This window comes from Kitasatospora sp. Xyl93, assembly GCF_055383135.1.
Genome location: NZ_AP029185.1, coordinates 5185410 through 5198514, shown reverse-complemented (window position 1 = coordinate 5198514; position 13105 = coordinate 5185410). Strand labels below are relative to the sequence as shown.

Annotated in this window: 13 protein-coding genes; 5 read left to right on the top strand and 8 right to left on the bottom strand. The window is 74.0% G+C overall.

The window, feature by feature from the left end:
- Nucleotides 1–202 precede the first annotated feature (202 nt).
- Both ACZ5GH_RS23225 and ACZ5GH_RS23220 read left to right on the top strand, forming a co-directional pair.
- Complete coding sequence (locus ACZ5GH_RS23225; protein ID WP_464335157.1) at nt 203–1207, top strand: ABC transporter ATP-binding protein; 1005 nt, start codon at nt 203–205, stop codon at nt 1205–1207.
- Between the two features lies 1 nt (nt 1208).
- Nucleotides 1209–1976, top strand: coding sequence for an ABC transporter permease (locus ACZ5GH_RS23220; protein ID WP_464335156.1), 768 nt, complete (start codon nt 1209–1211; stop codon nt 1974–1976).
- Nucleotides 1977–1996: 20 nt separating this feature from the next.
- Here the strand turns inward: ACZ5GH_RS23220 and ACZ5GH_RS23215 are convergent, their stop codons facing one another.
- Complete coding sequence (locus tag ACZ5GH_RS23215) at nt 1997–2320, bottom strand: ATP/GTP-binding protein (protein WP_387750341.1); 324 nt, start codon at nt 2318–2320, stop codon at nt 1997–1999.
- A gap of 390 nt (nt 2321–2710) precedes the next feature.
- Between ACZ5GH_RS23215 and ACZ5GH_RS23210 the strand changes: the two genes are divergently transcribed.
- Nucleotides 2711–3859 (top strand): LLM class flavin-dependent oxidoreductase, encoded by a 1149-nt coding sequence (locus ACZ5GH_RS23210; RefSeq protein ID WP_464336854.1) that lies wholly within the window; start codon nt 2711–2713, stop codon nt 3857–3859.
- 73 nt (nt 3860–3932) lie between these two features.
- Here ACZ5GH_RS23210 and ACZ5GH_RS23205 read toward each other — a convergent pair whose 3' ends face one another.
- Nucleotides 3933–4325 (bottom strand): SCO5389 family protein, encoded by a 393-nt coding sequence (locus ACZ5GH_RS23205; RefSeq protein WP_387750338.1) that lies wholly within the window; start codon nt 4323–4325, stop codon nt 3933–3935.
- Nucleotides 4326–4806: 481 nt separating this feature from the next.
- On the opposite strand from ACZ5GH_RS23205, the gene nucS reads away from it, so the two are divergent.
- Nucleotides 4807–5466 carry an endonuclease NucS gene (gene nucS, locus ACZ5GH_RS23200; RefSeq protein WP_355252708.1) on the top strand — a complete coding sequence of 220 codons (660 nt, stop codon included), beginning with the start codon at nt 4807–4809 and terminating at the stop codon, nt 5464–5466.
- Nucleotides 5467–5470: 4 nt separating this feature from the next.
- Here nucS and ACZ5GH_RS23195 read toward each other — a convergent pair whose 3' ends face one another.
- From ACZ5GH_RS23195 to ACZ5GH_RS23175, 5 genes are all read right to left on the bottom strand, one after another.
- Nucleotides 5471–7753, bottom strand: coding sequence for an ATP-binding protein (locus tag ACZ5GH_RS23195; RefSeq protein WP_464335155.1), 2283 nt, complete (start codon nt 7751–7753; stop codon nt 5471–5473).
- A gap of 257 nt (nt 7754–8010) precedes the next feature.
- Nucleotides 8011–8349, bottom strand: a complete 339-nt coding sequence (locus ACZ5GH_RS23190; protein ID WP_387750332.1) for an STAS domain-containing protein — start codon at nt 8347–8349, stop codon at nt 8011–8013.
- A 353-nt stretch (nt 8350–8702) separates the two neighbouring features.
- Nucleotides 8703–9572: a 3-hydroxyacyl-CoA dehydrogenase family protein gene (locus ACZ5GH_RS23185; RefSeq protein ID WP_387750330.1), complete on the bottom strand. Its 870-nt coding sequence runs from the start codon at nt 9570–9572 to the stop codon at nt 8703–8705.
- A gap of 244 nt (nt 9573–9816) precedes the next feature.
- Complete coding sequence (locus tag ACZ5GH_RS23180) at nt 9817–10467, bottom strand: response regulator (protein WP_401110856.1); 651 nt, start codon at nt 10465–10467, stop codon at nt 9817–9819.
- Complete coding sequence (locus ACZ5GH_RS23175; protein ID WP_464335154.1) at nt 10464–11681, bottom strand: sensor histidine kinase; 1218 nt, start codon at nt 11679–11681, stop codon at nt 10464–10466. The genes ACZ5GH_RS23180 and ACZ5GH_RS23175 overlap by 4 nt, the downstream gene beginning before the upstream one ends.
- A 147-nt stretch (nt 11682–11828) precedes the next feature.
- On the opposite strand from ACZ5GH_RS23175, the gene ACZ5GH_RS23170 reads away from it, so the two are divergent.
- On the top strand, nt 11829–12449 hold the full coding sequence (locus tag ACZ5GH_RS23170; RefSeq protein ID WP_464335153.1) for a hypothetical protein: 621 nt from the start codon (nt 11829–11831) through the stop codon (nt 12447–12449).
- Nucleotides 12450–12531: 82 nt separating this feature from the next.
- Here the strand turns inward: ACZ5GH_RS23170 and ACZ5GH_RS23165 are convergent, their stop codons facing one another.
- A complete protein-coding gene (locus ACZ5GH_RS23165) occupies nt 12532–13104 on the bottom strand; it encodes a cob(I)yrinic acid a,c-diamide adenosyltransferase (RefSeq protein ID WP_387750319.1) in 573 nt (190 codons plus the stop codon).
- Between the last annotated feature and the right edge of the window lies 1 nt (nt 13105).

Genomic DNA, 13105 nt, shown 5'->3' with positions numbered 1-13105 from the left:
GCCCACGCGCACCTCTCGATGATTCGCTCGCTTCGCTCGCTCATGCGCCCAACCTATTCCGGCACGCCCGGCGGGCCCACTCAGCGAGCCGCGATACCCCCTTTGTCCCGAGCGCCGCCCGGCAATTCCCGCCGGGGCCCGCGCTGATCCGCCGCCGAATGTCGGACATGTCCTAGCCTGGCAGGGACCTGAGGGAGCGCGAATGATCGAGTTGCACGACCTGACAAAACGTTACGGCAAGACGCTCGCGGTGGACCGGCTCAGCTTCCAGGTGCCCCGGGGCGTGGTGACCGGCTTCCTCGGCCCCAACGGCGCCGGCAAGTCCACCACCATGCGCATGATCCTCGACCTCGACCGCCCGACCGCCGGCCGGGTCACCATCGACGGCAAGCGCTACGGGCAGCTGAGCGAGCCCCTCAAGTACATCGGCGCGCTGCTGGAGGCCAAGGCCGTCCACCCCGGCCGCACCGCCCGGGACCACCTGCTCTGGCTCGCCCAGAGCAACCGCATCCCCGAGCGCCGGGTGGACGAGGTGCTCGCCCTGGTCGGCCTCACCCCGGTGGCCCGCGAGCGGGCCCGCGGCTTCTCCCTCGGCATGGGCCAGCGCCTGGGCATCGCCTCCGCCCTGCTCGGCGACCCGGAGATCGTCATGTTCGACGAGCCGGTCAACGGCCTGGACCCGGAGGGCATCCTCTGGATCCGCAACCTGATGAAGCGCCTCGCCGCCGAGGGCCGCACCGTCTTCGTCTCCTCGCACCTGATGAGCGAGATGGCCGTCACCGCCGACCACCTGGTGGTCATCGGCCGGGGCCGGCTGCTCGCCGACCTGTCGATGCCGGACTTCATCCGGCGCAACTCCCGCTCCGCCGTACGGCTGCGCAGTCCGGAGCCCGAGCGGCTGCTGGACGTGCTGGCCGAGGCCGGCCTGCGGCACGAGCCGGGCCCGGACGGCTCCTACGAGGTGGTCGACGGGGACATCGCGCGGCTCGGCGAACTGTTCGCCGGGAACGGTGTGGTGCTGCACGAGCTCAGCCCGCAGCAGGCCTCGCTGGAGGAGGCGTTCATGCAGATGACGGCGGACTCGGTGGAGTACCACGCGGGCGACGGACCGGGCCGGGACGCGGCGGGCGCGCCCGCCGAGTGGGGCGCCGGCTGGAAGGCGGACAGTACCCGGAAGACGGGCACGGCACGGCAGGAGGAGAACTGAGATGACGTCCTTCCCGGCGATCCTGCGCTCCGAGTGGACGAAGATCCGCAGCGTCCGCTCGACGGTCTGGACGCTCGCGCTGACCTTCGTCGTCACGGTCGGCATCGGCGCGCTGCTGTCCCTGCTCACCAACAACAACTTCGGCGAGTTCCGCCGGAACGACCAGTCCACGTTCGACGCCACCGGGACGTCCTTCTCCGGCATCATGCTCGGCGAGCTGGCGATCATCGTCTTCGGCGTGCTGGCGATCGGCAACGAGTACAGCACCGGCATGATCCGGGTCACCCTGGCCGCCGTCCCCCAGCGCGCCACCCTGCTCACCGGCAAGGCGGCGGTGCTCGGCGCGCTGGCCCTGGCGGTCTCGCTGGTGACGGCCTTCGTCACCTTCTTCGTCGGCCAGGCGCTGCTCGGCTCGCACTCCACCACGATCGGCGAGCCGAACGTGCTGCGGGCGGTGTTCGGGGCCGCGCTGTACCTGACGATGCTCTGCCTGTTCGCGGCGGGCGTCACCACGACGCTGCACAACCAGACGCTCGCGCTCGGCGTGCTGGTGCCGTTCTTCTTCCTGCTCTCGCCGATCCTCTCGGCGGTGCCGAAGGTCAAGACGCTGGCCCACTACTTCCCCGACTACGCGGGCTCGCGGATGCTCCTGGTGTACGAGCAGCACGGCCAGCCGTACGGGCCGTGGACCGGCTTCCTGATCTGCCTCGCCTGGACGGCGGCGGCGCTGGTCGGCGGCGCGCTGGTGCTCAGGAAGCGCGACGCGTAGCCGGCCCGGCGGAGGGACCGTCAGTACCGCGGAGCGCCGCGGCCCCGCAGCACGTTGGAGGCCCGGCGCTCCCGCGCTCCCCAGCAGGCCCGGTGCCAGTGCCGCCGGTCGTCCACCCCCGCGCCGTGCATCGGCCAGGCCACCACGTGGCCCGTCCCCGGCGGGATCTCCTGGTCGCAGCCCGGGCAGCGGTAGAACCGCCCCGCCGTCCCGGCCACCGTCTGGACCACCCAGTCGTCGCCCTGGTAGCTCTCGGTGCGGCGCAGCGAACCGCCGAGCGGGGCGGCCGGCTCCGCGCTCTCGCGGGGAACGGCGCTCTTGATCCGGTTGCGGCGCGGCGACACGGCGGACTCCCTCTCCTCCTGGGCTCTGGATCGTTCCAGCCTACGGCCGGCCGGGCTACCGCACGGCCACTACCACGGCTCCGTCCGACGCTCCGGGGTTTTTGCCGAGATCCACCCGATCATCGGGGAAATCCGGGGTTCCGCGTGCCATTGGCACATGACATCGGATACCCACAAGGGGAGAAGGCGGGGCCCGCAGACCCTGCGCGCACCCGAGGAGGACCAACGATGAGCGAGACCAGCGCCCGCGCCGAGAGCGGCCGGCCCGTCGGGGTCCGGCCACCCGCCCCCGGTCCGACGCTGACCGCCGTCCCCCCGGTGACGGCCGTGGCGGGCGAGCCGCTGTCGGCGACCCAGCGGGCGGGCGCGCTGCCCCCGGCCACCGGCCCGCTGCGGGTCGGACTGTTCCAGCTGTCCGCGCAGTTCCCCGGGCAGAGCCACGGCGAGGCGCTGGAGCGCACCGTCCGCTCCGCCGTCGAGGCCGAACGCGCGGGCCTGGACAGCGTCTGGCTGGCCGAGCACCACTTCGTGCCGTACGGGGTGTGCCCGGACGCCGCGACGCTGGCCGCGATGCTGCTCGGCCGCACCCGCCGGATCGGCGTCGGCACGGCGGTCAGCGTGCTCTCCACCCGCCACCCGGTGGGCCTCGGCGAACAGGCCGCGCTGCTGCACCTGACCTCCGGCGGGCGGTTCACGCTCGGGGTGGGGCGCGGCGGGCCGTGGATCGACCTGGACGTGTTCGGCGGCGGGGTGGACGCCTTCGAGAACGGCTTCCCGGAGCGGCTGGACCTCCTGCTGCGCTGGCTGCGCGGCTCCCGGGTGGGCGCGGACGGCCCGCAGTTCGCCTTTCCCGAGGTCGCGGTGGTGCCCCGGGCCGCCGAACCGGTGCGGCGGCCGGGCCTGAGCAGCTGGCTCGGCCTCGGCGAACGGTCCGGCCCGGTGCGCTTCCCGCGCCAGCGCCGGGACGACGAGGGCCTCGGCGAGGAGCTCACCGCCGCCGGGCTGCCGGTGGCCGGCCCGCCCGTGGTGGTCGCCTGCACCTCGCCGGGCGGGGTGCGGCTGGCCGCCGAGCGCGGCCTGCCGATGCTGCTCGGCATGCACTCCGGGGACGACGACAAGCTGCGGATGCTGGAGCTGTACCGGACCGCCTGGCTGGCCGCCGGTCGCGGCGAGGAGCAGCTGCGCCGGATCGCCCGCCAGCACGTCGCGGCCGGCGTGGCCCAGGTCGACGACCGCGCCGCGGCGGCCCGGTCCACGCTGCTGGACGCGATGCCCGGCTGGTTCGAGTACGGGCTCGGCGCCCACCGCACCGTGGACGGCCGCGAGCGCAGGATGCGCGACCCGCGCCAGTACACCGAGCTGCTCTGCGACCTGCACGCGGTGGGCACCCCGCGGCAGTGCGCCGACCGGCTGCTGGCCACCGCCGAGCGCACCGGCATCCGCCGCTTCGCCCTGCTCGCCGAGGGCAGCGGCGACCAGGAGGCCACCCTGCACAACATCGCCCGGCTCGGCTCCGAGGTGCTGCCGCAGCTGGGCTGAGCGGGCGGGGCGGGCCCGGGCCGCCGCCCCTCCCCCCGCACGGGGGACGGGGGCGGCCGGAGCCGCGGCCCGGTCAGCAGTCCCGCAGTTCCTCGGACTGGTTGAGCAGCTGCTCCCGGACCGAGGTGAAGCGGTCGTACCGCGCCTCGTTGGGCTCCGACGGCAGGAACACCGCCACCCGGTGACAGTTCTGGAAGGCCAGCCGGACCCCGAAGTGGCGCTGGAGGGCGCCCCGGATGGCGTCGCTGGCAAGGGCGCGCAGCAGCTGGCCGCGGGCCTGCTCGCTGGGCGGTGGTACCTGGTTGTCGGCGAAGTCGGTGCCGTCGACCTTCGCCTGGGCGACCAGGGAGCTGATCAGGTCCCAGGCGTACGGCAGCGAGACGCGGACGCAGTCGACGAATTCCCGCTCGTCGACCTCGCCCCGCTCGGCCTTTTCCAGCAGGGCCGGTGAGACGTCGAGCGACATGGATTCTCCTCTCGCGGTCCACCCGCGCGGCGCCCGGGTGGTCGTGCGTAGGTCAAGCTCACAGTGAGGGTGGCGAATGCGCGTGGGGCGTCCGGAACACCGAGGGACAGGGGTTTCCGGCGCCTTCGCGACCGCGGTGGCACCACGGGACGTGACGCCCTGGACACCGAACGCGCTCAGAACAGCGTGGCAGTCAACGGCGTGGCAGGCCGGTCATTCCTGCGGATTGCTTGGGAAATATGTTGCGGTGCACCAGATTGGCCGGATCCCGTCGGATCGTTCATCTGAAGTCTCCATCCCCGTTGACAGCGATCCCGCGAGCGTGCCGTCACACACCGTAGCGACTCGTGGGTGGGGGCGCCAGACCTCGACGGGGCGGCGGCGGGACCACAGGACCTCAATGTTGGCCGGGTTCGCGGTTTCTTCACCCTGCCGTCGCGGAATCGCATCAACTGGCCCTGGTGGGCTAGCGTGGTCGACCGTGCGTCTCGTAATTGCCCGCTGCTCAGTCGACTATGCCGGTCGGCTCTCCGCCCATCTGCCCTCCGCCACCAGGCTGATCCTGGTCAAGGCCGACGGCAGCGTCAGCATCCACGCCGACGACCGCGCCTACAAGCCGCTCAACTGGATGTCCCCGCCGTGCGTCCTCAAGGAGGCCGACGGGGTCTGGACGGTGGAGAACAAGGCCGGCGAGAAGCTCATCATCACGCTGGAGGAGGTGCTGCACGACTCGTCCCACGAGCTCGGGGTCGACCCGGGCCTGATCAAGGACGGCGTGGAGGCCCACCTCCAGGAGCTGCTCGCGGACCGGATGGAGGTGCTCGGTGCCGGCTGGTCGCTGATCCGCCGCGAGTACCCCACCGCGATCGGCCCGGTCGACATCCTCTGCCGCGACTCCGACGGCGCCACGGTCGCCGTCGAGATCAAGCGCCGCGGCGAGATCGACGGCGTCGAGCAGCTCACCCGCTACCTCGAACTCCTCAATCGGGACCCACTGTTGGCCCCGGTCAAGGGCGTCTTCGCCGCGCAGGAGATCAAGCCGCAGGCCCGTGTGCTGGCCACCGACCGCGGCATCGGCTGCGTGGTGCTGGACTACGACGAGCTGCGCGGCATCGACGACGACAAGCTCAAGCTGTTCTGACCGCTCAGGACGGCCCCGGGGCGGTCGGACTGCCCGTCCCGCTCGGGGCCGTCGGCGACCCGGACGGGGTCGGCGACGTCGGGGTGGTCGCCGTGGACGTCTGGCTGTGGCTCGGCTGCGGCGGCTGCGGCGGCTGCCCGGTCGGCTGAGGCTGCTGCGGCTGGCCCGGCTGCGGAGCCGGCGGCTGCGGCTGGCCCGGCGCGGGCGGCTGCGGCTGCTGCGGGGCCGTCGACCCGCCGGCCCCCGGCGAGGAACTCGGCTTCCGCGTCGGCGAGGCGCTCGGCGAGTGCGAGGCGCTGCCGCTCGCGGACGGCTCCGGACTGCTCCCCTGCCCCGCCGCCGGACTGGCCGGTCCGGCACCGGCCGTTCCCGGCCCGGCGCTGCCGGAGGACTGCGGGAACGGCGGGTCCTGGGTGCCGCCGCCGTCCAGCCGGCCGCTGTGCGGGTCCCTCCCCTTGACCTCCTCCGGCCCGCTGAAGCTCATCGCCACCGCCGTGCCGAGCACCCCCAGGGTCAGCACCGCCGTGGAGACCACGGCCGCCCGGCGCCGCCTGCTGGACTTCAGCCGGGCCGGCACCCGGGCCGCGATCTTGCGGATCACCGGTGCGCGGCCGGGCGCCGCCGCGGCGGGCGCGGCGGCCGACAGCTGCCGGCCCTCGGCGCGCAGCAGGTCGAGCATCCGGCGGGCGGCGGCCACCCCGCGCTGCTCGCCCGCCGTGCTCCGCAGGGTGAGCGCGGTCTCCAGTTCGGCGATGGCCCGGGAGGGCTGCTGGACGCAGATCGCGTGCACGCCCGCCTCGTGGTGGAACCAGGCCTGGTCGACCGCCGAGCCGGTGCGGCGGGCCGCCTCCAGGCCGAGCTGGAGCACCCGCTCCCAGGCACCCCAGCGCAGCGACAGCGCCAGTGCGGGCGCGGCGGCGCGGGCGAGCCGGACCACCGCGTCGTGCCGCCCGGCGGCGCGGTCGGCGAGCAGCACCCCGATCATCACCTCGGCCTCGGCGGCGATCTGATCCAGCGTCACCGAGCTGTGCCCGACCCACCAGGCGAAGTGCTGGGCGGCACCGTCGACGCAGCCGCGGGCGGGCCAGTGCGGTACGAGCAGTTCGAGCGCGCCGGCGGTCAGCCGGTGGTGCCCGCCGATGGACACCGCCAGTCCGGCGTCGGCGAGTTCGGCGAGGGCGGCCTCGCCCTGCCCGACGTCGATCAGCGCCGGCAGGTGCGGCGCGGTGGGGCACTCGCCGCCGAGTGCGACGGCGAGCCGCAGCACGGCCTGCGCGGGCTCGCTCAGCCCCTCGGCGAGCCGGACCGCGGGCGAGGCGGTCTCCGCCACCGAGGGCAGCGGGACGGTGCCGCGCAGCGCGTTCTCCCGGATCGCCGGGTCCGGGTCGTGGCGGGGCTCGGCGACGGCTCCGAAGACGTCCAGCCGGTCGTCCTCGGCGGCGACCAGGGCGTCCACCGCGACGTCCCGCTGGCGCAGCAGCGCGGCGGCCTGGACGAAGCGCAGCGGCAGGCCCTCGGACTCGAACCAGAGGTCCACCGCCCAGGCCTTCTCGTCGACGTCCAGCGGCCGCCCGGCCAGCCGGGCGGTGAGGGCGAGGCAGGCGGAGCGGGAGAGCCCGGCCACCAGGTGGTCCTGGAGCCGGGAGCCGGCCGGCAGCGGCGGGCTGCCCGGGGCGACGGAGACCAGGAAGGCGCAGCCGGGGGCGGCGGCGAGCAGTTGCTCCAGCTCGGCGCCCGAGGGCTCGGCGGCGTCGATCACCACGATCGCGCCGACCTCGGCGAGGTGGGCGGCCAGCTGTCCGGGGTCGGGGCGGTAGCCGGGGGCGTGGTGGGTGGCCGCGAAGAGGTCCTGGAGCAGGTCGGGGACGGTCCGGCGGTGGCCGCAGAGCTGCACCACGCCGCCGGGGGCGAGGTCGGCGGCGGCCGCGGCGACGGCCGACAGCAGCGCGCTGCGGCCCGAGCCGGCCTGGCCGACCAGGCGTATCGAGCGGCCCTCGGCGAGCAGACCGAGCAGTTCGGCGATGTCCGCCTCGCGGTCCAGCATCGGCAGGTCGGCGGGCCCGGCGCCGAGCGCCAGCGGGCCGACCGCGCGGCCGACGCCGCCGACCGGGCCGCGGGCGGGCTCGCTGCGTTCGATCCGGCGCGGCCGCGGCCGCCACTCCTCGGGACAGGTCCGGGCCTCGGAGCCGTCCGGGGCGCCGACGCCCACCAGCAGGCCGCCGGAGACCAGTTCGCCGCCACGGGTGCGGACGGCCTCCTGCCGGAACTCCCCGGATGGCTGTGCCACGTTCTGCTCCGCATCGTGCTCGGCCGGCGGCGCCCCGCGCCGCCCGGCTGACGTCCCGGTAGCGGCCGCGGCCGGGCTGGAGGCAGCCCCGGCGGCCGTCTTCTGACGGGCAGACTCTCGCACATTCGGCCCCGGCCGTGCAGAGGGGTCCACGGCGGACGGCCGCTCGGCGGCGCTGACCAGCGACGTTGCGCGGGCCAGGCCGGGGTACGCAGGCGCGCGGGCCGGGCGCGCGGCGTGGGGAGGCCCGGAGAGGTCTAGAGCACGACCCCGTGCGCCTCGGTGACGCCGACGACGCCGGTGACTCCGTCGACGGCCAGGATGCGGTGCAACTTGGTGGCCACCAGCAGCCGCTGGAGCTGGGCCGGGACGGAGCGCAGCACCAGCCGGCGGCCGATCCGACCGGCCCGCCGGTGGGTGCCCATGATCACGCCGAGGCCGGTGGCGTCCCAGAACTCCAGCCGGGCGAGGTCCAGTACGAGGTCGCCGAGGCCGCCGTCCACGGCCTGGTGCAGTCGGGACCGCGCGTCGGCGGCGGTGCGCACGTCGAGGCGGCCTTCGATGGCCAGCGCCGTGTGGTCGCCGGTGATGCGCATGCTCTCCTCCTTCGCCTGGACGGCCTGGTGCGGGGCGGGTCCGCCCCGGCCGTGCCGGGTGCGGGAGTGGCGGGTGCATCCGGGAGGGCCGCGGCCCCACGTCCGGACCCGGGCGGAATGCCGGGTTCCCTCATCTGACGGTCAACCGGCTCCGCAGGTTGCTGGTTCCGGCCAGATCTGAGGCAACTTCACCCGTCCGAGGGAATATACGCAGGTCGGCCCCACACCTACGCTCGATTCCCGCCCAAATCACCCGTCTGCGGCACCGGGCGTGAGGAAACTCACCCGACCCGGTGGAGCGGGCCGTACGATGCTCCGATCGCACGGCCCGCCGGTCGTTCGGCCCTGTCGGCTCACTTGCCTTCGTACGGGTAGAAGCCGCGGCCGCTCTTGCGTCCCAGGTCACCGGCGGTGACCATGCGGGCCATGATCTCCGGGGCGGCGAACTTCTCGTCCTGGGTCTCGGTGTAGATGTTGCGGGCGGCGTGCAGCAGGATGTCCACGCCGGTCAGGTCGGCGGTCTGGAGCGGGCCCATCGCGTGGCCGAAACCGAGCCGGCAGGCGGTGTCGATGTCCTCGGCGGTGGCCACGCCCGTCTCGTACAGCCGGGCGGCCTCGACGACCAGCGCGGTGATCAGGCGGGTGGTCACGAAGCCGGCGATGTCGCGGTTGACCACCACGACCTCCTTGCCGACGCCCTCGGCGTAGGCGCGGGCGGCGGCCAGCGCCTCGTCGCTGGTCTTGTAGCCGCGGACCAGCTCGACCAGCTTCATCATCGGGACCGGCGAGAAGAAGTGGACGCCGACGACCGACTCCGGGCGCTGGGTGGCGGCGGCGATCCGGGTGATCGGGATGGCGGAGGTGTTGGAGGCCAGCACGGCGCCGTCCTTGGCGAGCTTGTCGAGCTCGCGGAAGACGCCCTCCTTGACCTCCAGCTTCTCGAACACGGCCTCGACCACGATGTCGGCCTCGGCGACGGCGCCCAGGTCGGTGGTGGTGGTGATCCGGCCCAGCGCGGCCTCGGCGTCCTCGGCGCTCAGCTTGCCCTTGGAGACGAACTTCTCGTACGAGGCCCGGATGCCCGCGAGGCCGCGCTGCAGCGCCTCCTCGGTGACGTCCCGCAGCACCACCGGGTGGCCGGCCTGCGCGGAGACCTGGGCGATGCCGGCGCCCATCAGGCCGGCACCGATCACGGCGATCTGCTTGCTGGACGCATTGCTCATGGCTGGGTCTCCCGATGCCGTCGCCGCCTCGCGGGCGGGCCCTGAAGGCGGCTCAGGGCAGGGGTCACCGCCGAAGAGCCGCGTCGCTCTGGCCGGACTCTAATGCCCAAATCCCCCGTGCAGTAGCAATCGAGAGTGTGATCTGCAACCGACCTGGTCAGGTGGCCGGACAGGCGACGTCGGACGGTCGGACCGAGCGGACGGTCGGAAGGTCGGACGGTCGGATCACGGGACGGTCGGAAGGTCAGACGGTCAGCCCGAGGTCCTGCGCCAGGATCGCCGCCTGCACCCGGCTGCGCAGCCGCAGCTTCGCCAGGATGCGGCTGACGTGCGTCTTGGTGGTCGCCTCCGCCATCTCCAGCCGGGTCGCGATCTCCCCGTTGGACATCCCCGCCCCGATGCAGGCCAGCACCTCCCGCTCGCGGCCGGTCAGCGCCCCCACCGCGGCCCGGGCCTCCGGTCCGACCGGCCGCTCGGGGCGGGCGAAGGCGCCGATCAGCCGCTTGGTCACCGAGGGCGCCAGCATCCCGTCCCCGCGCGCCACCGTGCGGATGCCCTCGACCAGGGTGTCCGCCTCCAGGTCCTTGAGCAGGAACCCGGAGGCGCCGGCCCGCAGCGCGCCGTAGACGTACTCGTCCAGGTCGAAGGTGGTCAGCACGAGCACCTGGCCGGCCCCGGCGGCGACCACCTCGCGGGTCGCCGAGACGCCGTCCAGCCGGGGCATCTGGACGTCCATCAGCACCACGTCCGGCCGCAGCTCCAGCGCCAGCCGGACGGCCTCCTCGCCGTCGGCGGCCTGCCCGACCACCTCGAACTCCGGCTCGGCGCGCAGGATCATCACCAGCGCCGCCCGTACCGCCGCCTGGTCCTCCGCCACCAGCACCCGGATCGTCATGCCCGTCCCTCGTTCCCCTGGGCGCGCGGCAGCACCGCGCGCACGCTCCAGCACCCGTCCTGCGGCCCGGCCTCGAAGCTGCCGCCGAGCAGTCCGGCCCGCTCCGCCATGCCCACCAGTCCGGCCCGGGCGCCGGGCAGTTCGCGGCCCGGCCCGCCCCGGTACGGACTGTCGACGGCGATCCGCAGTTCCCCGGGCGCGAACTCCAGCCGCAGGCTGACCAGTCCGGGACCGGCGTGCTTGAGCGCGTTGGTCAGCGACTCCTGGACGATCCGGTAGGCGGCCAGCCCGACCGGCACCGGCACCTCGCCGCGCTCGCCGCGCTCCTCCAGCTCGAAGTCCAGCCCGACGTCCCGGCCGACCGCCCGGGCCTTGGCCAGCAGGGCGTCCACCGCGGCCAGGTCGGGCGCCGCGTAGGACTCGTCCACCTCTCCCCCGCCGCTGTCCCGGAGCAGTCCGATCATGCGACGCATTTCGGCCAATCCCTGGACGCTGTTCTCCCGGATCACCGCCAGCACCTCCACCAGCGGATCGTCCGCGGGCAGGTTCCGGCGTCTGGCCACCGACTGGGCGCCGGTGGCGTGGATCGCGATCGCCGACAGGTGGTTGGCCACCACGTCGTGCAACTCCCTTGCCATCCGCGCCCGTTCGGCGACGATGGCCTCCCGCCGGTCCATCTCCGACAGCAGCGCGGTCTGTTCCGCGCGCAGCCGCTCGGCCTCCGCCTGCTGACGGTGCTTGCGCACCACGTCGCCGGTCCACACCGGGCCCAGGAAGACCAGCGCGCTGATCACCACCACCAGCAGCGCAAAGGAGGTGCCGCCGTAGACCGCCGCCAGGGCGGAGAGCGTCAGCACGGTCGCCCCGCCGGTCAGGTGCAGCACCCGGGACATCCGCGGGCTGCCGTAGATCACCGCCGCGTACAGCAGGTCGGTGTACATGATCAGCGTGGCCGCCAGGTTGCCGAGGAACACGCTCGCCACGAAGACCAGCCCGCCGACCGACACCGCCAGTACCGTCCTGGTCCGCCGGACCAGCTCCAGCCCCGCCATCACCAGCAGCGGCGGCACCACCGCCCACGGCGGCACCCGGCCGGACTGGTCGTACGCCTTGAAGACGATCAGCACCGCGCCGCCGAGCAGCCCGCAGAGGGCGATCAGCTGGTCCTGGCGGCGCGGGGAGAGCGCGGGGAACGGGAGGGGCACGCTCCCCATCTCACCACCCCCGGCACCCGCCCGGCTCCGGTCCACGGAGGAGTCCGCTACATCGAAAGATGCAGCACCGGACGGCACCGCGCGACGACGACACCGGCGCGCCCCCGCACGAGGCTGGAAGCACCACCGAAACGTCGGGAGCAGAACGTGATCGTCACTCTCATCGTCGCGGCCGAGGTCTCCTTCTGGATCCTGCTCGGCCTCGGCCTCACCACCCGCTACCTGCTCCGGTGGCGCCGCACCAGCACCGCGCTGCTGGTCGGCCTGCCGGTGGTGGACCTCACCCTGTACGCGCTCACCGTCCTCGACCTGCGCGGCGGCGCCGTCCCGAGCTGGACGCACGCCCTGGCCGCGAGCTACGCGGGCTTCTCGATCGGCTACGGCCCCTCGCTGGTCCGCTGGGCCGACCGGCACTTCCTGCACCGCTTCGCCGGCGGTCCCAAGCCGCTGCCCTCGCCCAAGTACGGGCCGGAGCGGACCAGGTACGAGTGGCAGGTCGCCGGCCGGACCGTCGTGTCGGCGGCGATCACGTTGAGCCTGATCACCCTGCTCGTCCCGCTCTCCGCCGGCTCCGCGCACTTCGGCACCTTCGCCCAGTGGTACCTCAAGCTGGGCATCGCGGCCGCGGTCAACGTGGCCGTGGCCGCCTGCTACTCGATCTGGCCCAAGGAGCCGCCGGCCGGCGTGCAGGTCGAGAACGGCCGGGCGGTCACCGGGAAGCCCCTCGTCGGCAGCGCCCCCGGCCGCACCCCGGCCGACCGGCCCTGAGACCCGGAGGGAACCCTGGACGCGCGGGGCCCGCCGTCGGACTCCCACGGGGGGAGTCCGACGGCGGGCCCCGCGTCGCGTTCTAGCGGTTCTCGCCCGGGACCCAGAGCACGTCGCCGCGCTCCTTGTTGGCCACCCGGGCCAGGATGAACAGCAGGTCGGACAGCCGGTTGAGGTACTTCGCGGTCAGCGGGTTGACGCTGTCGCCGTGCTCCGCGATCGCCGACCAGGTCGAGCGCTCGGCCCGCCGCACCACCGTGCAGGCCAGGTGCAGGTGCGCCGCCCCGGCCGTGCCGCCGGGCAGGATGAAGCTGCGCAGCTTCTCCACCCGTCCCAGGTACTCGTCGCAGTCCGCCTCCAGCCGGTCGATGTAGGACTCCAGCACCCGCAGCGGCGGGTACTTCGGGTCCTCCACCACCGGGGTGGACAGGTCGGCGCCGACGTCGAACAGGTCGTTCTGGACCCGGACGAGCACCGCCGTGATGTCCTCCGGCAGTTCACCGACGGCCAGGGCCACGCCGATCGCGGCGTTGGCCTCGTTGGCGTCCGCGTAGGCGATCAGTCTCGGGTCGGTCTTGCTGGTCCGGCTCATGTCGCCGAGCGCGGTGGTGCCGTCATCGCCGGTACGGGTGTAGATGCGCGTCAGATTGACCATG